Origin of the sequence: Arthrobacter sp. BE255 (assembly GCF_031457335.1) — a bacterium.
GTDB lineage: Bacteria > Actinomycetota > Actinomycetes > Actinomycetales > Micrococcaceae > Arthrobacter.
Map to the genome: position 1 here is coordinate 1 of NZ_JAVDWK010000018.1, position 17,395 is coordinate 17,395.

Genomic DNA, 17,395 nt, shown 5'->3' on the forward strand with positions numbered 1-17,395 from the left:
TTCCTCACGGAAAGCGGCATCATATTTCCTTCTGGGCGTGGTCATCTGAAGTGAAGCTCCCATCAAGCTGTCTCAGAAAACCATACGACCGCAGATGAACCCTCCCTCACAGAAGGTGAGAGAGGGTTCATCGTTTTTGCCCGAAAAGTGAGAGAGCGTTTGGGAAAAACCTGCAGGAAGTGAGAGACGGTCCCGGGGGGAGGTCAGCCGATGGGGCGGTGCATCTCCACGGCTTCCTCATGGCGCGGGCTGTTCGGGTTCATCAGGGAGTGCTTCTTGCCGTAGAAGAAGTAGATGGCCAGGCCGATGACAAGCCACACACCGAAGCGCATCCAGGTCTCCCAGTGGAGCTGGAACATCAGGAAAGCCGAGGCCAGCACACCGAACGCGGGGATGACCGGCATCAGGGGCAGGCGGAACGTGCGCGGGGCGTCCGGTTTCTTGTAGCGGAAGACGATTACCGAGAAGCAGACCACGACGAACGCGGCCAGGATGCCGATGTTGGTCAGGTCAGCGACGGCCTTGATGGGGAACACGCCGGCCAGCAGTGCCGAGGCGACGCCGGCAATCCAGGTCACGCGCTGCGGGGTGCCGTGGCGGTCGGTCTTGGCGAACCAGCCCGGGAGCAGGCCGTCGCGGCTCATGGAGAACCAGACGCGCGTGACGCCCAGGAGGAAGGTCAGCATCACGGTCAGGATGGACAGTACTGCGAACACCGAAATGATGGTGGCAATAATCGGCAGGCCCACACCGGTGAACGCGGAAGCGAATCCAGCCTTGGGGTCGATGTTCTTGTAGTTCTGCATGCCGGTCAGCACCAGGGTGGCGGCCACATAGAGCAGCATGGCAATGATCAGGGACAGGATGATGGCCTTGGGCATGTGCTTCTTGCCGTCCGTGGCTTCTTCGGCCGCGGTACTCATGGCGTCGTAGCCGAACACAGCGAAGAACACGGTGGCGGCACCCGCCAGGACCGGGCCGAAGCCGCTGGGCATAAACGGGTTGTAGTTGTTGGTGTCGATGTAGAAGATGCCCAGGCCGATGATGAAGAGAATCAGGATGACCTTGATGGCAACGGCCACCAGCTCGAACCGGCCAAAAGCCTTGGTCCCGCGGGAAAGGATCCAGGTCACCAGGAGGCAGACCATGATGGCGGGAATGTTCACGATGCCGCCCTTGCCTTCGTCGGGCGTGGAGGTCATCCAGATGGGCATGTGGATACCTATGCCGGAGAGGAACGCATCGAAATAGCCCGAAATGCCGATGGCCACCACGGCCACAATGGCGATGTACTCCAGCAGCAGGTCCCAGCCGATGAACCAGCCGATCACTTCGCCGAGGGCAACGTAGCCGTAGGTGTAGGCCGAGCCGGCGCGGGGAATCATGCCGGCAAATTCCGCGTAGGACAGCGCGGCAGCCGCAGAAGCCAGGCCTGCGACCAGGAAGGAAATCAATACCGCGGGCCCCACCCCGGGTGAGCTTTCACTGCCCGCGGCCACAAGGCCAGCGAGCGAGAAGATGCCGACGCCGATGATGCCGCCGACGCCGATGGCGGTGAGCTGCCAGAGGCCGAGGGACTTGAACAGTCCACTGTGCTTGTTTTCTTCTTCAATGTCGTCAATGGGCTTGCGCCGCAGGATCGACTGCGTCATATCTTTGGTGCTCATCAGGAACTCCTGGTTGGGGATGCGGCCCCATCGCGGCGCCCTCGCAATGGGGCTGTGACGGGGGTAACTCAGGTACTACAGTATGCAAGCGCTATTGCATTAGATAAAGTGAATACTTCTAACCAATATTCATTAGATTCATCAAGGAATGTGGCCATGCTCGATGTCCGCCGCCTCAGGCTGCTCCGCGAACTGAAGATCCGGGGGACGCTGGCCGAGGTGGCCGAGGCACTGCAGTACAGCCCGTCGTCGGTCTCCCAGCAACTGGCCCTGCTGGAAAAGGAAGCCGGGGTGGAGCTCCTCCGGAAGACCGGGCGCCGCGTCCAGCTGACGCCGCAGGCAGAAGTCCTGGTGGCACACACCGCCCAGCTGCTCGAAACACTGGAGCAGGCGGAGGCTGATCTGGCCGCCTCGCTGACCACCGTCACCGGCACCGTCCGCATCGCCGTCTTCCAGTCGGCGGCCCTGGCCCTGATGCCGGAGACCCTCTCAAGGATGGCCGCCGCATACCCTGAGGTCCGGATCGAAATGATCCAGCGTGAACCGGAAACCGCGCTGCACGAGACGTGGGCCCGGGACTTCGACCTCGTGATCGCCGAGCAGTATCCGGGCCACGCCGCCCCGCGCTACCCGGAGCTGGACCGCATCAAGCTGACCACCGACGCGATCCGGCTCGCGGTCCCGCCGGCGTCCCCGGACCGGCCGCAAATAGCCTCCATCGAGGACACTGCCGGACTCGCCTGGGTGATGGAGCCGCGCGGCGCCGCCTCCCGGCACTGGGCCGAACAGGCCTGCCGGAGTGCCGGCTTCGAGCCCGACGTCCGCTTCGAAACCGCCGACCTGCAGGCCCAGATCCGGCTCATCGAGTCAGGGAACGCCGTGGCCCTCATGCCGGACCTCGTCTGGACCGGCCGCGGCACCACGGCCCAGCTCCTGGACCTGCCCGGCGACCCGCACCGCACCATCTTCACGTCCGTGCGCCGCTCCAGCGCGAAGCGCCCAGCCATCCTCGCCGCCCGCGAGACACTGGCCATCACCGCGGAATCGGTCCGGAATCCCGACGGCGGCTAACGACTTCGGCGCGTATTCGCACCCTACGCGGCGCCTCCATGACGCCCCAGGCACCAGTGTTTCCTGCGTCACTGCGCGATCGGGACCCCGACGCTAGACTGATCTGGTTATGAATCGCACAATGTTCAAGTCCAAAATCCACCGGGCCACCGTCACGCACGCTGACCTGCACTACGTTGGTTCGGTCACCGTCGACCTGGACCTGCTGGACGCTGCCGACATCCTGCCCGGCGAGCTCGTTGCCATTGTGGACGTCACCAACGGTGCCCGCCTGGAGACCTACACCATCGCCGGCGAACGCGGTTCAGGCGTCATCGGCATCAACGGGGCCGCCGCGCACCTGATGCACGAGAACGACATCGTCATCCTGATCACCTATGCCCAGATGACCACGGAAGAGGCCAACGCCTACACTCCGAAGGTGGTCCACGTGGACCAGGACAACAGGATTGTGCAGATCGGAAACGATCCCGCGGAGGGCCACACCCCGGGACTGATGCGCCCCCCTTTCGCCCTTAACAACGCCGTCCTGTAACCAGGAGCGTGAGACCTGGCCCTGACTGGCGCTGCGCCTTAGGAGACCATCCTTGCTAGGCGTACTCGCGGGCTTTTTTGTTGTCTGGTGCATCATCCTGGTGGGCTGGTTTGTGGGCCGGCGGAAGATCCTGGGCGAGAACGCACGCCAGGTCCTCAGCGGCCTGACATTCTTTGTGGCCAGCCCCGCGCTCTTATTCGAAACCCTCAGCAAGGCGAGGCTCCAGGAAGTCTTTGCGGAGCCGCTGCTGGTGACGGCCGTGGCGGCGCTCGCCACCGCCGCGATCTTCTTTGCCATCGCTAAGTTCCTGCTCAAGCGTGCCCTGCCGGAAGCGCTGATGTCCTCCATGGCCGCTTCATTGGCGAACTCCGCCAACCTGGGCATCCCCATTGCCGTCTACGTCCTCGGCGACGCCAGCTATGTGGCTCCGCTGCTGATCTTCCAGCTGGCTTTCTTCACGCCGCTGTTCCTGATGGTCCTGGATTCAAGCACCAGCTCCCACCGCACCACGCCGCTGCGGTTTGTGGTGATGATCCTCCGGAACCCGATGATTGTGGGCTCCGGGCTGGGCCTGCTGGTGGCCGGGACCGGGTTCCAGGTTCCCGCGCTGGTCATGGAGCCGATCCACCTGATCGGCGGCGCCGCCATTCCCGCCATGCTGATCGCCTTCGGCATGAGCCTGAACGGCAGCAGGCCGCTGCAGGCATCAGCCGGCCGCCGCATCGACACCCTCCTGGCGAGCGCTTTCAAGCTGGTCATCCAGCCGGCCCTCGCCTACGTTTTCGCACGCTTTGCGCTGGGGATGGAAGGGCACGCGCTCTTCGCCGTCGTGGTTACGTCCGCGCTCCCCACCGCGCAGAACGTCTTTGTGGCCGCCAGCCGGTACAAGACCGGACTGACCGTGGCCAAGGACACCGTGCTGCTGACCACGGTGGTGGCCGTGCCCGCCATGATCGGCGTGGCGCTGCTGCTCGCCTGACCCCGAACCTGAGGAGGAACAGATGGGAACAATCCTGGACACTGTGGTGATCGGCGGAGGAGCCATGGGCTCGGCAGCCGCCTGGGCCCTGGCACGCCGCGGCCGGCAGGTCACGCTGCTGGAGCAGTTCGGGCCCGGGCACCGCATCGGGGCGTCCCACGGCACCACCCGCAACCTGAACCCCGGCTACTACCGGCCGGAATACGTGGCCATGCTGGCCGAAGGGCTGGCCCTCTGGGACGAGCTGGAGCAGGACAGCGGCGAACAGCTCCTCGCCCGCACCGGCATCGTCAACCACGGCCCCGATCCGCGCCTCCCCCAGGTGCAGGCCGCGCTCACCGAGGCTGGCATCCGGGCGGAGTCCCTCAGCCCGGACCAGGCCGCCGAACGGTGGCGCGGCATCTGCTTCGACCAGCAGGTCCTGCACATGCCCGACGGCGGCCAGCTGAACCCCGAGGCGGCGCTGCCCGCCTTCCAGCGGCTCGCCGCAGCCCGGGGCGCCGAGATCCGGCACCACACCAAGGTGGTCGCGCTGGAAATCATGGACGACGGCGTCCGGCTCACCCTGGAGTCGGACGGCCCCGGCGCGTCGGGCGGAACCGAGGTGGTCACCGCCGCCCAGGCAGTGGTGACGGCGGGCGGCTGGACGGAGAAACTGCTGGCCGGTGCGGCCGGACACGGAAAGCTGCGGATTCCCCGGCTCAGGGTCACGCAGGAACAGCCGGCCCACTTCCGCGTCGCCGATGACGGCGCCGTGTGGCCGGGATTCAACCACTCGCCGGGAACCGGCCCGGCCTACAAAGGCTGGTACTCGCCGGTTTACGGGATGCAGACGCCGGGCGAAGGCATCAAGGCGGGCTGGCACGGCGTGGGTCCGGAGGTGGACCCGGACAAGCGGTCCTTCCTGCCCGAACCCGTCCAGCTCGCGGCCCTGCAGGACTACGCGCGAACCTGGCTGCCGGGTGTTGACGCCGATTCGCTCGAGGCCATCAGCTGCACATACACCACCACACCGGACGAGGACTTCATCCTCGACCGGATCGGTCCCGTGGTCATCGGCGCCGGCTTCTCCGGGCACGGCTTCAAGTTCACGCCCGTGGTGGGCCGGATCCTCGCGGACCTGGCCACCGGCACACGGCCTGCGCCGCAGATCTTCTCCGCCGCCCGCTAGCAGCGTCCAGCCCCCTCCCCGTAGCGCGAACGTACACTTGGGGCCCAAACGGCAAGGGGCCCCAAGTGTGCGTTCGCGCCAGGTTAAGGTACGCGGGCCCCGGCCTGGTGCTGGTCCAGCAGCCGGGCGCAGCGGATGAAGCCCAGGTGGGAGTAGGCCTGCGGGTGGTTGCCCAGGTGCGTCTCGGTGCCGGGATCGTACTCTTCGGGCAGCAGCCCGGTGGGCCCGAACAGGTTCACCAGCTGGTCGAACAGGTCCCAGGCCTCCTCGATCCTGCCCACCGCAACGTACGCCTCAATAAGCCAGGTGGTGCAGATGTGGAAGCCGCCCTCCAGGCCCGGCAGGCCGTCGTCGTACCTGTACCGGAAGACGGTGGGCCCCACCCGGAGTTCGCGTTCCACCGCTGTGACTGTGTCCAGGAAGCGCTGGTCGCGGACATCCAGCATGCCCGACAGGCCGATGTGCAGGACGGCGGCGTCGAGGTCCGGGCTGTCATAGGCCACGGTGTAGGACTGTGCGGAGTCGTCCCAGCCTTCCCGCAGGACCTCCTCGCGGATGTTTTGTGCAGTGGGTTCCCAGGCCGCTTCCGGCGCCCGGCCGTGCCGGGCGGCCGTGCGGAGCGCCCGGTCCAGCGTCACCCAGCACATCACCTTGGTGTAGACATGGTGGCGCGGCGGCCGGCGGGCTTCCCAGATGCCATGGTCGGGTTCGTGCCAGCGGGCCAGCACCGCGGAGGCCATCTGCACCATCAGCTCCCAGTGCTCGTCCGCCAGCTCCCCGTTCCGTTCGCTGAGCGCGTGGATGAGCTCGGCGATCGGGCCGAAGACATCCAGCTGGACCTGGTGGTCAGCGGCGTTTCCGATCCGGACGGGCCGGGAACCCGCGTACCCTGGCAGGCTGTCGATCACGGCCTCCGTTGACAGCGGCGCCCCCGTGACGGAGTACAGCGGATGCAGCCATTCCGGACCGGGCGCGTGCTCAAGGATCCGGCCGAGCCAGCTCAGGAATCCGGCTGCCTCCGACGTGGAACCCAGGTCCACCAGCGCGTTCACCGTCATGGAGCCGTCCCGCAGCCAGCAGTACCGGTAGTCCCAGTTCCTCGTTCCGCCGATTCCTTCGGGCAGGGAGGTGGTGGGCGCGGCCAGCACGGCCCCCGTCGGCTCATGCACCAGCGCCCGGAGCACCAGCGCTGAACGGCGGACCAGTGACGGCTTCACCGAGGGAAGTTCCAGTTCCTGCACCCAGCGGCGGGAGTGCAGCGCCACCACGCCCCGTCGGTCATTTTCATCGTCTGGGTCCTCTGCCGCAGGTTCAGTGTCGCCGCAGCGCAGGGTGAGGACGACCGGCCCGTCCTGCAGGTTCACCGACGCGGTGGCGGTGGCGTGCCGGCCGTCGGAGGTGATGCTGAAGCTGACGCCGGGCGCATACAGGAAGATGGGATCGGACGTGCCCACCACGTGCAGTTCGTCGCCCCGGGCCTCCATGCTGAACGGCGCATTGGCGTAGTCCGGCCGCGGCGCGAAGACGATCTTGGCGCCGCCAGTGCCGGACAGGACCCGGACCAGGCTGGTGATGCCCTCCGGCGCCGGCTCCAGGTAGTCGGTGACGGTCACATCCGCCCAGCGGGTCTCCACGATCATGGTGCTGTCCACGTAGCGTTGGCCCAGCACCTGCGAGGTCTTGACCGGTTCCACGGAGAAATGCCCGGCGGCGTCCCCGCCCAGGATGTGCGCGAACAGCGATCCCGAGTCCGGCAGCGGGTGGCTCATCCAGCAGATTTTGGCATCGGGGGTGACCAGGGCAGTGGAGGATCCGTTGCCGATCATCGAATGCCGTTCCAGACCGACAGCGTCCTCGCCGAACAGCCAGGCGCGGCGAAGCTCGAAGAGAATGGCCAGGACACGGGCGAAGGATTCCGGGTCCCGGAGCCGGTGGGCCGCCCGGGTCTCCCCCGGGCCGACGCGCAGCCCCATGTCCGGGCCGCGCAGGGTGGCGATGGCCAGCTCGTCGCTGTAGGCGTCGCCCGCGTACAACGCCGCACTGGCGCTGAGCCGGGACCTGAGGTTTTCCAGGGCGTCCGCCTTGGACGGTTCCACTATCGAGAGGTCCAGCACTGAACCGTCAACGATGAAGAACAGCCCGTGCGCCTTGGCGACCTCCCGCGCCGTTTCGGTTACGGCCTGCACAACGTCCGGCGAAGCGGGCCGGGTATGCACGGAGACCGCCACGGGCTTGCGTTCGATCCAGATGCCTTTCTGGAAACCCACCGCCTCGGACAGGGCGGTGCTGACCTTCTGGAGGGTGGCTTCCGTGGCCAGGGTCTGGACGTGCGCGAAGCCCATGTCGGACTCCGCACCGTGCGATCCGATCAAGTGCACTTCCGCCGGCAGCCGGGACACCGCGGCGAGGTCGCGCAGCGAGCGTCCGGAGATGACGGCGGCGTGGGTGTTGGGCAGGGCGGCCAGGGCGCGCAGGGCGATCGCGGCGCTGCCCAGCGGCAGGGTTTCGGTGGAGATGCCTTCGGCGTCGCACAGCGTGCCGCCGTAGTTGCAGGCCACCAGGAGTCCGGGAACGCGGGCCAGGACCTTGAGTTCTGCCAGCAGGTTGGGGGTGAAGCCTTCGTCGGCGCCGTCCGACTGGACAAACGTCCGCAGCAGGCCCAGCGGAAGCGACCTCGTCAGCAGCGCAGAATCCGCCACACTCTGGTTCAACGGAGTAGGCATATGTAACCCCTTAGAGCAGACCCGGCCCGGAGAGGCAGCCGCCGGATTACCTGGCGGACTTCCGGGTGGTGCCCCTCTCCGGAACTCCATGCGGAAATTCCAGAGGGGGCAATTGTCATTCTCCGCCCGTGTGGTTTCGCCCGAAAGTCCCCCTGATTGCGGCTGTGTAAAAGTCGCTGCGGTGGGTAAGCGGCCTGCCGTCACGCGGTGCACCTTTTTGGACCACGACGGCGGCACCGGCCGCGCGTTTCCGGGGAACCCGCCGTCGTGCTTTCCCAAAACGTGCCGGGCGTGACGCCCGCCAGCCGGTCCGTCCGGCGTCACCCGGCGGTCAGCGTCACCAATGTGAAGCCGCCCGGAGCCACCATGACGCGCCCGGACGTGGTAGCGGCAGCATCCTTGGAGCCCTTGACCGGCTGGCCCGTGGAATCGTACTGGCGCTGCACCAGCACAAAGCCTTCCGGAACGGCCAGCTCCTGGACCGTGATGGACTTGGCAGCGCTGACGTACAGCGTGGTGTCGCCGCCGGAACCGGAGACGGACACGGTGGAGATGAGCGGCTGGACCAGGAGTGCGTCCAATGCAGCCTGCCCGTCAGTGCTGGCGGTGACCGAGGTCAGTCCGGCGGCCAGGGCCCTCTGCAGCGTGAACGGGAAGAGGATGCCGGGCGCGTCGGTGATGCCCTGCGCGCCTGCCCCGCCGTTGGCAGTGGTTCCCAGCGGACCCTTGGCCGAGGTCCAGGTGGTGGTGCCGGACGGTGCGATCCGCCGGTTCACGATGGGGAAGATGTTGCTGGGCTGGCCTGCTGCGGGCAGCGTGATGGAAAGACTGCCGCCGGCGCCAAGGTCCACGTAGGCGCCGCCGGAGATGTTGGCTTCACCCGTCCAGGACGACGGCGGCCGCACCACGGTGCCGTTCCCCGTGATGGTGCCTGCTTCCGCCTCCACCACGCTGAGTCCGCTGGTCCCTTCGGTCACGCTGATGCCCAGTGCCTTGGCGCGGAGTTCCGGGTTGGCGTCAAGGGCCAGCATGGTGAGCAGCGCGTGGATGGTGGATTCGGCGCCGGAGTTGGGGTTGATCCGGCCGTCCGTCTCGATCCCGTCGATGGCCGTGCCGGTGGCGGGGTTGTAGGCGGGTGCGCCGTTGGGATTGGCGCCGAAGAACCAGCCGGCGGCAATGGCAGCAACGTCCAGGAGTCCCGGAGCGTCAGCGGCAGCCGCCGTCGCCACCAGGCTTTGGACGCGGGAGTCCGCGCCGTAGGCAATTTGCGCCTCGCCGGGAGTGGGGCTCCAGGCGTTGTCCGGTCCGCCCGCTGCGAGCAGCTGCGGGGTGAACTGGGCGGTGTCCTTCACGGCTGCGGTCAGCAGGTCGGGCCGGTCCAGGACGGTGGACGCGGTGGCGACGGCGGCCGGAGCCATGCCGCCCCACGCATGCCAGAGGCTCTGGGACTTGTTCCACGGCATGATCGCGCCGAACGGCCATTGCGTGGCCGACCCGGAAGACATCGCGGCCACGCCCTCGCTCAGCCGGGACAGTGCGGTGGCGGCCGCCGCATCGGACGGAACGGCCTCCACATAGGCGGCCAGGCCCAGCACGGCCTCGGCGGAGGCATCCGCGCCGCCGGCGATGAGCCAGGCCGGAACCTGGACGCCGTCCGCCGTGTCGAACGTTCCGTATTTGGCGAGGGACTGGCGGTTCAGGGCAGCCAGGGAAAGGTGCAGCCGGTCCTGCAGGAAGGCGGCAAACTCCGGGTCGGAGTCTGCAAACCCTGCGAAGCCTTCGCCCAGGGCCCACACCGTGCGGGCAAGCCAGTACGATTCCGCGGAGTCGGAGGGATCCGGCAGTTCCACCGGGATGGCGCTGGGGTTCAGGCTGCCGTCGGTCTGCTGCCAGAGGACCACGTTGCCGGCGTTGGGGCCGTCCGCCGTCTGCAGGTAGGTGAGTGCACGAAGGTTCTGGAAGGCGTGCTCCTTGCTCGCCGGCTCCCCTGTCTGCTTCCAGTGCCGCAGGTACACCACGGCGGTGCGGGCAATGTCGTCCGCGTTGTACGCGCCCTGGCTCCAGTCACCGGTGGCCGGATCGAGGTTCCCGCCGCCCACCCTGTCATAGCTGCCGTCGTCGTTCCTGTCGGCGTAGGTCCACGGCGCTTCGGCCGTGGGGTGCTGCTCCAGCTGGTAGGTGGTGTGCCCGGCGACCGGGGCCAGCGGAACGGTATCCAGCAGGAAGTCCAGGTGGTCGAGGTTGGTGAGGCTGCCGCCGTCGGCCAGTACGGGCGCAAGGGCGGGTGCCGCCGGCGCGGCGAGGGCAGTGACGGACGACGGCGGCGCGGCGGGGGCCGCTGTGGCGGCACCGGCCTGCAGCGAGACAGCAAGCATGGAAACGGCTACCGCCGTCACCACCGGCCGCGTGGCTTTCGGCGAATACGGCACCGGGATCAGACCCGGTCCAGTTTGGCGACGCCGATTTTGGAGTCAGCCATGCCGTAGAAGACAAACAGCTGGTCGCCGATTTTTTCAATTGCGGTGGGGAACACCACGTTGGGGACGATTCCGGAGATCTCGTCCTCGGTTTCGGGGGCCAGGAGGGGCTTGTCGCTGCGGGCAATGACCTTGGAAGGATCGTTGGCATCCAGGATCATGGCGGCGGCGGTGTAGTTGACGTTCTGCTGCTGCTCGAAGGCGGAATCGGCCATCTTGCCGGCCACGCCGTGGTGGATCAGGAGCCAGCCTTCGTCCACGCGGAGGGGCGCCGGGCCGCCGCCGATTTTCAGCTCCTCGAAGGGGAACTCGCTGAGGGCCACCAGGCGGTGCTTGCCCATGTGGACAAGGTTGCGCAGGTCCCGCTCGACGTCGGCCACGGCCACGTAGGAGATCCAGATGCCGGGGCGGTTGTCCGTGACGCCGGCGGGAAGGTGCTCGCCTTCGCCGGGACGGATCCAGCCGAGGTCCCACATGGGGCGGTGCAGCATGGCGTAGGAAGGCACGCCGTCGGGATCGTTCACCGGTTCCGGGAAGAATACCGCGTCCTTGTTAGGAAACAGGTTCAGGTCCATGGACAGGTCGGCCTGGTACTCAAAGAAGCACGGGCCAAGGCGTTCCCAGTTCCGGAGGTCTTCGGAGTGGGCGAAGGCGAGGCGGGGACCCAGCGGGCCGTAGGCCACGTACGTCATCAGGTGCTTGCCCAGGGCCGGCACCCAGGTGGTGCGCGGGTCCTCGGTGCCGGCGTTGTTCAGGCCGCGTTCCCATCCCTCGTCCGGGGCCAGGACCACGCCTTCGCGCTCCACGCCCGTGGGGACGCCGTCGTCGTTGATGATCACCTTGGCGAGCCCCACGCGGGAGACGTTGCCCTTGGCCACGAGCCGGGGCAGCAGGTACAGCTCGCCGTCCGGGCCGCGGCCGCTGGCTGGGTTGAGGACGCCCTCGGCTTCGAAGTCGTTGCCGGGCTCGGGGGTCATGATGACGCCGGCGCGGGTGAGGGTGTAGGGGACAGTGGGCAGTGCTGAAGTCTGGGGGGAGGTCATGAATTAGCCCTTTACGCTGGAACCGATATTGGTTGAGATGAACTGTCGCTGGAAGAAGATGAAGAGTGCGATGGCCGGTGCCGCCAGGACGCAGGCCCCGGCAAGGATGGCGCCGAACGGGTTGCCGGCCTGCCCGGCGATATTCGAGATGAAGTTGGCCAGTGACACGGCCAGCGGCTGGATGGCCTGGTCCTTGGTGACCAGGAACGGCCACAGGAACTCATTCCACGGGCCGATGAAGGTCAGCAGCACTGCCGTGACGATCGCCGGCCGCACCAGCGGGATGGCGATCTGCCAGAGGATCCGCAGCTCGGACGCACCGTCGATCCTCGCGGCCTCGAACAGGGTTGAGGGCAGCTGGAGGAAGTACTGGCGGAACACGAACACGGCCGTGGAATTGATGGCGAACGGCAGGATCATGCCCAGGTAGCTGTCTGCCAGGCCGTAGTCGCGGACGATCATCACGTACAGCGGGATAAGCATCAGCTGGAACGGGATCATCTGGACCAGGAGCATCAGCCCGAACACCACGCCGCGGCCGCGGAACTGCATCTGCGCCAGGGCGTACCCCACCAGCAACCCGAAAATGACGGTGAAAAGGATGACGCCCCCGGTGAAGATCCCCGAATTAACGAGGCCCCTCAGGAGGTTGATGGACTCGTTGATGGTGGCGTAGTTCTCACCGGTGATGTTGGCGGGGTTGGGGAAGGCGCCGCCGACGGAGGTATCCGGGGCTACCTGCAGCGAACCGATGAGCATGTAGTAGAACGGGAAGAGGAAGACGAAGGCACCCAGTGCCAGCAGGATGAAGCTGCCCACTCCCAGGTTGCGGCGCTTTTCCACCCCGGAGTCCGGACGCAGGACAGGTTCCGGCAGCTCCGGACGCCGGCTGGCGTCGTCGTCGTTCTTGGCGTTTTGCGCGTTGGTGACGGACATGTCAGTCCTCCTTCCCGCCCACGAGGCGTTTCTGGATCAGGGCGATCAGCAGCACGCCGATCACCAGCACCACGCCGAGCGCGGCAGCCACGTCAGGGTTCCCCTGCAGGATGCCCTTCTGGTACATGATGAAAACGGGTGAGGCCGAGGCCCCGTCCGGACCGCCGCCGCCGGTCAGCAGGTACGGCTCGGTGAAGAGGTTCGCGCCGGTGATGGTGGCAAGCAGGGTCACCAGCACGCTGGCCGGCCGGACGCCGGGCACGGTGATGTTCCAGAACTGGACCCACTTGTTGCCGCCGTCCATGGCCGCCGATTCGTACAGCTCATCGGGGATGTTCTGCAGCGCCGCGAGGTACAGCAGGATGAAGAACCCCAGCTGCTTCCACGTCACGTAGAGCGCCACGGTGGGCATGGCCAACCAGGAGTTGACCAGCCAGGACGGCGACGGCGCCAGCGGCCCGAGCAGGGTGTTGACCAGCCCGTTCTGCTGGAACAGGAACAGCCAGACACCGACGACGGCGACACTCGCCGTCACGTACGGAACGTAGTAGCTGAGCCGGAAGAACGTCTTGAGCCGGGTGACGCGGTTCAGCGCGTTGGCCAGCAGCAGCGACAAGCCCACCGTGAGCGGGACGTTGATGATGAGGAAGACACCGATGTTCAGGAAGGACCGCTGGACGGCGGGGTCGGACAGGATGGTGACGTAGTTGTCCAAGCCCACGAACGGCCGGTCCACCTTGACCCGGGGGGCCGTGAAGAAGAAGTCGTGGAAGGAAATGTAGATGGCGTAGCCGAGCGGAAACGCCAGGACACCCAGGACGTAAATGACGTAGGGGGCGCTGAACAGCAGGCCCAGCGGCTGGGGCCCCAGGAAGTTCTTACGCTTCCTGGGCACCAGCCGCCGGTCCGCCGCCCCACCAGCCGGTTTCCCCGTGACGGGGTTCCCGGAAGATCGGAGTGACATTGGGGGTCACCGCTACTTCTGGGCTACCAGTTGGTTGATCTTCTCCGCAGCGCCCTTGAACGCGGTGTCGATGCTTTCGTTGCCGAAAATCACTGACTTCGCGTAGGCGGTGCGGAAGGTCTGCCAAACCTCCACCGAATTGGCCACGTTGGGAACCTCAACGGTCCGGGCCGCCTGCTCGGCGAACTGGGTGTAGGCCGGGTTCTTGGCGAAGTAGTCCGAATAGGCCGTGGGGAGGTCCTTCCGCATGGGCATCTGGCCGGTGTCGGTCAGCAGCTTGCCGTCCTGCTCCTTGCTGGTGGCAAACTTCATGACCTCCCAGGCTGTGCCCTGGTTCTCGCAGGCGGAGTACATGGCCACGTTCTTCGCGTCGGAGAACGTTGAGGTTTCAGGCTTGGCCTGGGCAGCCGGGATCGGCACTGCGCCCCAGTTCACCTTGTCCTTGTAGGCCGCTATGGCCCAGGGGCCGGCCAGCGCCATGGCTGCGTCGCCCTGCACGAATGCATCACCCTGGAAGACCTCCTTGGAGGCGAGGTTCTCCTTGTAGAGGGTCTGGAACATGGTGGCCACCTTTTTGGCGTCGTCGCTGTCAAACGTTGCCTTGCCGTCCTTCACGAGCGGTGTTCCCTCGGAATTGGCGGCGTAGAAGGGGTAGAAATCGAACCAGGACTGGAAGAAGTCGCTGGCCGTAGAGGGCCTGAGGGCGTTCGGAGCGGCGCCGGAGGCCACCAGGGCCCTGGCTGTCGCCAGCAGTTCTTCGTGCGTGCCCAGCTTGGGCTTCTCCGCATCAAGGCCGGCCTTGGCGAACATGTCCTTGTTGTAGAAGAGGACTACGGGGTTGGACTTCCACGGCAGCTGGTACATCTTGCCGTCCGAGGACTTGTATTGGTTTGCCAGGTCTCCGGTGCGGTCCTTGACGTACTGGGCACCGTCGGGGAAGTCGTCCAGGGCCACGAGTCCACCCTGCTTCTGGAATCCCGGCACAGCTACCGGCGCCGTGTTGAAGACCAGGCACGGTGCGTTGCCGGCGGTGATGGCTGCGCCGATGACTTCCTCGGAGCTCTTGCCGGCGGGGATCTCCTGCGCGTCGATCTTTTCGTCGGGGTGGGCGGAGTTCCACGATTCAACCATCGCCTTGCCCCATTTCACCTCGAACTCGTTGTTGGAGTACCAGATCTTGATGGGGCCCTTGGCGGAGGTCACGGAGTCGGTGCCGCCGCTTTCCCCGCCGCCGCCACCGCAGGCTGCCAGTCCGGCGCCCATCACGGTGAGGGCGGCCACTGACAATACGCGCGTGGCTTTTGTAAAGCGCTTCATTGCGACTCCTTGGATCCTTGTGGGAATTACTATCTGGGTTTTGTGTTCGTCGGGAACAGTTGCGGGCAGGCTTCTGCCTGGAAATGGGCGCGGCTGCGCGCGCGTCCTGCTGCGTGGAATGGCTGGTGCGTGGGTTAAGAGGTGGCCGTCGAGGATGCCCGTGGTTGACCGGACGGGCGGGGCGGGCTGGACCTGCCGGCGGCCGGAACCGGGGCAGGGCCGGTGGAAGCGCGGACCAGCAGCACGGGTGCCTGCAACTGGGTGTCTTCACCGGAGTGGGTGCCGTTGAGCTGGTTCAGGAGGGCCTGTGCAGCCGCGCGGCCCCAGAGCATGGGGTCGGTCGAAATAGTCGTGAGTGGAGGATTCAGGTACTGGGTGAACTCGGCGTTGTCATAGCCGGTCACGGAGAGGTCGCCGGGGACGGTCAGCCCCTGGGTCTGGGCGTAGGACTGGCCGGACGTGGCCATCAGGTCGTTCGCGTAGACAATTGCCGTGGGGCGATCGGCCCGGCGGAGCAGCTCCGTCGTTGCAGCCACTCCTCCGGGGGCCGTGAAGTCAGCCTCTGCGAAGAGGTCCGCGGCCAGGCCGGCTTTGGCCATGGCGGCCTCCCAGGCCTCGCGCCGGCTGCGGCCGTGGATGTACTCCTGGGCCCCGCCGACGTGGCCGATGCGGACGTGGCCCAGCCCCACCAGATGGTCCACGGCTGCGGTAATGCCGTCGGTGTCATCCATGGAGACTGCCGGGAACGGGGAATCCGCGTCCGGCCGGTTGAGGGTGACGGCCGGGAGTTTCAGTTCGCGCAGCAGCCCGATCCGGGAATCGTTGTGCCTCACGTCGGTGAGGATGACGCCGTCCACGCGGCCGCCGTCGGCCAGCTTGCGGTATGCCCGCTCCTCCGCCCCGGGGGCAGTCGCCACGCTGAGGACGAGGGTGTAATCGTGCTCGGCAAGCGTGGTTTCGATGCCTGCAATAAACGCCGGGAAGAACGGATCCGTGCCGAGGAGCTTCGGATCCCGGGCCACCACCAGCCCCAGCGCGTAGGCCTTCGCGGAGGACAGGCCCTTGGCGCGCAGGCTCGGCTTCCAGCCCAGTTCCTTGGCGGCCTGGAGGATGCGGTCGCGGGTAGCGTCGCTGACGCCGGGCTGGCCGTTCAGGGCATACGACACGGCACCTTTGCTGACGCCGGCCGCCTGGGCGACGTCGCTGATGGTTACTGCCATGGTGTGTGGGCCCTTGCGGTTTAGGGTCCGGTGACTTGCGCCACTGAACCGGTTCAGTGATATCTACTAAACCGGTTCAGCTGATTATTGTCAAGGGTTTATGTTCAGCTGGCTGCTTTTCGCGTCACGCCGGGCATCCTTTTAGACCACGACGGCGGCACCGGCCGCGCGTTTCCGGGGAACCCGCCGTCGTGCTTTCCCAAAACGTGCCGGGCGTGACGCCGGCCGCGGAGCTGACGCCGCCTAGACCCGGGCGAGTCCGGCGGCCTGGGCCAGCAGCTCCACGGAGCGGATCCTGGCCTCGGTCCCGGTGCTCTGGTGCGCGACGATGAGCTCGTCGGCGTCGGCGTGCCTGCCAAACTCGTCCAGGTATTCGATCACCGCGTCCGGGGTGCCGACGGCGGAGTAGGTCATCATCTGCGACACGTGCTGGCCCTGCGGGGAGTCCAGGATCATGTCGGCCTCGTCGTCGGTGAACTCGCGGCCGCCGCCGAAGAACAGGGACACGCGGGCCCGCTTGGTGGCCTGGAATGTTGCCTGCGCCTCGGCGGCGGTGTCCGCGGCAATGACGTTGACGCCGGCGATCACGTGCGGTGCGTCCAGCTGCGCAGACGGCTTGAATTCCCGGCGGTACACGGCCACGGCATCCTGCAGGGCGTTGGGCGCGAAGTGCGACGCGAACGCGTAGGGCAGGCCCAGCTGGGCGGCGAGCCGGGCGCCGAACAGCGACGATCCGAGGATGTACAGCGGAACGTTGGTCCCCTTGCCCGGGGTGGCCTCCACGCCCTGGATCCGGGTGGGGCCGGTCAGGTAGCCCTGCAGCTCCAGGACGTCCTGCGGGAAGGTGTCGGCGGACATCGGGTCCCGGCGCAACGCGCGCATGGTGTTCTGGTCGCTGCCGGGGGCGCGGCCCAGGCCGAGGTCGATCCGGCCGGGGTGCAGCGTCTCCAGGGTGCCGAACTGCTCGGCGATGGTCAGCGGCGAGTGGTTGGGCAGCATAATGCCGCCGGCGCCCAGCCTGATCGTGTTCGTGTTCGCGGCCACGTGGGCGATCAGCACGCTGGTGGCAGAGGAAGCGATGGCGGACATGTTGTGGTGCTCGGCGTACCAGATCCGGCGGTATCCCAGCTCCTCGGCCCGCTGCGCCATGGCCACGCTGCCCGCGAAGCTCTCTGCCGCCGTCTGGCCCTTGCCGATGGTTGCCAGATCAAGAATGGAGAGCGGAAGAGTCACGTCGGTGCCGGCCTTTCAATGCGTTGCGTAGGGTGGGCCGGCCGGGTCGCGGCGGGCAC

General features: G+C 66.8%; 13 protein-coding genes. 4 read left to right on the forward strand and 9 right to left on the reverse strand.

From position 1 onward, the window contains the following. Nucleotides 1–203: 203 nt before the first annotated feature. Nucleotides 204–1,667, reverse strand: coding sequence for an amino acid permease (locus J2X42_RS21815; protein ID WP_310168071.1), 1,464 nt, complete (start codon nt 1,665–1,667; stop codon nt 204–206). 156 nt (nt 1,668–1,823) lie between these two features. Between J2X42_RS21815 and J2X42_RS21820 the strand changes: the two genes are divergently transcribed. The 4 genes from J2X42_RS21820 (at nt 1,824) to J2X42_RS21835 (ending at nt 5,423) form a co-directional block, all read left to right on the forward strand. Then, the gene (locus tag J2X42_RS21820; RefSeq protein ID WP_310168072.1) at nt 1,824–2,738 is read left to right on the forward strand and encodes a LysR substrate-binding domain-containing protein; all 915 of its coding nucleotides are present in this window, start codon (nt 1,824–1,826) and stop codon (nt 2,736–2,738) included. 109 nt (nt 2,739–2,847) lie between these two features. Further along, nucleotides 2,848–3,273: an aspartate 1-decarboxylase gene (gene panD / locus J2X42_RS21825; protein WP_310168075.1), complete on the forward strand. Its 426-nt coding sequence runs from the start codon at nt 2,848–2,850 to the stop codon at nt 3,271–3,273. A 52-nt stretch (nt 3,274–3,325) separates the two neighbouring features. After that, the gene (locus tag J2X42_RS21830) at nt 3,326–4,252 is read left to right on the forward strand and encodes an AEC family transporter (protein WP_310168076.1); all 927 of its coding nucleotides are present in this window, start codon (nt 3,326–3,328) and stop codon (nt 4,250–4,252) included. Between the two features lie 22 nt (nt 4,253–4,274). Continuing rightward, nucleotides 4,275–5,423: an FAD-dependent oxidoreductase gene (locus tag J2X42_RS21835; RefSeq protein ID WP_310168077.1), complete on the forward strand. Its 1,149-nt coding sequence runs from the start codon at nt 4,275–4,277 to the stop codon at nt 5,421–5,423. A gap of 83 nt (nt 5,424–5,506) precedes the next feature. On the opposite strand, the gene J2X42_RS21840 is transcribed toward J2X42_RS21835, so the two are convergent. From J2X42_RS21840 to J2X42_RS21875, 8 genes are all read right to left on the reverse strand, one after another. Further along, on the reverse strand, nt 5,507–8,146 hold the full coding sequence (locus J2X42_RS21840; protein WP_310168078.1) for a trehalase-like domain-containing protein: 2,640 nt from the start codon (nt 8,144–8,146) through the stop codon (nt 5,507–5,509). Nucleotides 8,147–8,466: 320 nt separating this feature from the next. Further along, nucleotides 8,467–10,521, reverse strand: a complete 2,055-nt coding sequence (locus J2X42_RS21845; protein WP_310168079.1) for a hypothetical protein — start codon at nt 10,519–10,521, stop codon at nt 8,467–8,469. Between the two features lie 59 nt (nt 10,522–10,580). After that, nucleotides 10,581–11,666 (reverse strand): glycosidase, encoded by a 1,086-nt coding sequence (locus J2X42_RS21850; RefSeq protein WP_310168080.1) that lies wholly within the window; start codon nt 11,664–11,666, stop codon nt 10,581–10,583. 3 nt (nt 11,667–11,669) lie between these two features. Then, nucleotides 11,670–12,602 (reverse strand): carbohydrate ABC transporter permease, encoded by a 933-nt coding sequence (locus tag J2X42_RS21855; protein WP_396134127.1) that lies wholly within the window; start codon nt 12,600–12,602, stop codon nt 11,670–11,672. A 1-nt stretch (nt 12,603) separates the two neighbouring features. Further along, nucleotides 12,604–13,566 carry a sugar ABC transporter permease gene (locus tag J2X42_RS21860; protein ID WP_310168081.1) on the reverse strand — a complete coding sequence of 321 codons (963 nt, stop codon included), beginning with the start codon at nt 13,564–13,566 and terminating at the stop codon, nt 12,604–12,606. Nucleotides 13,567–13,578: 12 nt separating this feature from the next. After that, a complete protein-coding gene (locus J2X42_RS21865; protein ID WP_310168082.1) occupies nt 13,579–14,883 on the reverse strand; it encodes an extracellular solute-binding protein in 1,305 nt (434 codons plus the stop codon). A gap of 134 nt (nt 14,884–15,017) precedes the next feature. Beyond that, entirely contained in the window at nt 15,018–16,103 is a 1,086-nt protein-coding gene (locus tag J2X42_RS21870; RefSeq protein WP_310168083.1) for a LacI family DNA-binding transcriptional regulator, read from the reverse strand. A 243-nt stretch (nt 16,104–16,346) separates the two neighbouring features. Further along, a complete protein-coding gene (locus J2X42_RS21875; RefSeq protein ID WP_310168084.1) occupies nt 16,347–17,336 on the reverse strand; it encodes an LLM class flavin-dependent oxidoreductase in 990 nt (329 codons plus the stop codon). Between the last annotated feature and the right edge of the window lie 59 nt (nt 17,337–17,395).

Bases quoted from the DNA above. Each gene is read 5' to 3' on its own strand.
- J2X42_RS21820 (WP_310168072.1), top strand. From the start codon at position 1,824: ATGCTCGATGTCCGCCGCCTCAGGCTGCTCCGCGAACTGAAGATCCGG.
- J2X42_RS21870 (WP_310168083.1), bottom strand. From the start codon at position 16,103: ATGGCAGTAACCATCAGCGACGTCGCCCAGGCGGCCGGCGTCAGCAAA.
- J2X42_RS21855 (WP_396134127.1), bottom strand. From the start codon at position 12,602: ATGTCCGTCACCAACGCGCAAAACGCCAAGAACGACGACGACGCCAGC.
- J2X42_RS21835 (WP_310168077.1), top strand. From the start codon at position 4,275: ATGGGAACAATCCTGGACACTGTGGTGATCGGCGGAGGAGCCATGGGC.
- J2X42_RS21840 (WP_310168078.1), bottom strand. From the start codon at position 8,146: ATGCCTACTCCGTTGAACCAGAGTGTGGCGGATTCTGCGCTGCTGACG.
- J2X42_RS21845 (WP_310168079.1), bottom strand. From the start codon at position 10,521: ATGCTTGCTGTCTCGCTGCAGGCCGGTGCCGCCACAGCGGCCCCCGCC.
- J2X42_RS21850 (WP_310168080.1), bottom strand. From the start codon at position 11,666: ATGACCTCCCCCCAGACTTCAGCACTGCCCACTGTCCCCTACACCCTC.
- J2X42_RS21860 (WP_310168081.1), bottom strand. From the start codon at position 13,566: ATGTCACTCCGATCTTCCGGGAACCCCGTCACGGGGAAACCGGCTGGT.
- J2X42_RS21865 (WP_310168082.1), bottom strand. From the start codon at position 14,883: ATGAAGCGCTTTACAAAAGCCACGCGCGTATTGTCAGTGGCCGCCCTC.
- J2X42_RS21815 (WP_310168071.1), bottom strand. From the start codon at position 1,667: ATGAGCACCAAAGATATGACGCAGTCGATCCTGCGGCGCAAGCCCATT.
- panD (WP_310168075.1), top strand. From the start codon at position 2,848: ATGAATCGCACAATGTTCAAGTCCAAAATCCACCGGGCCACCGTCACG.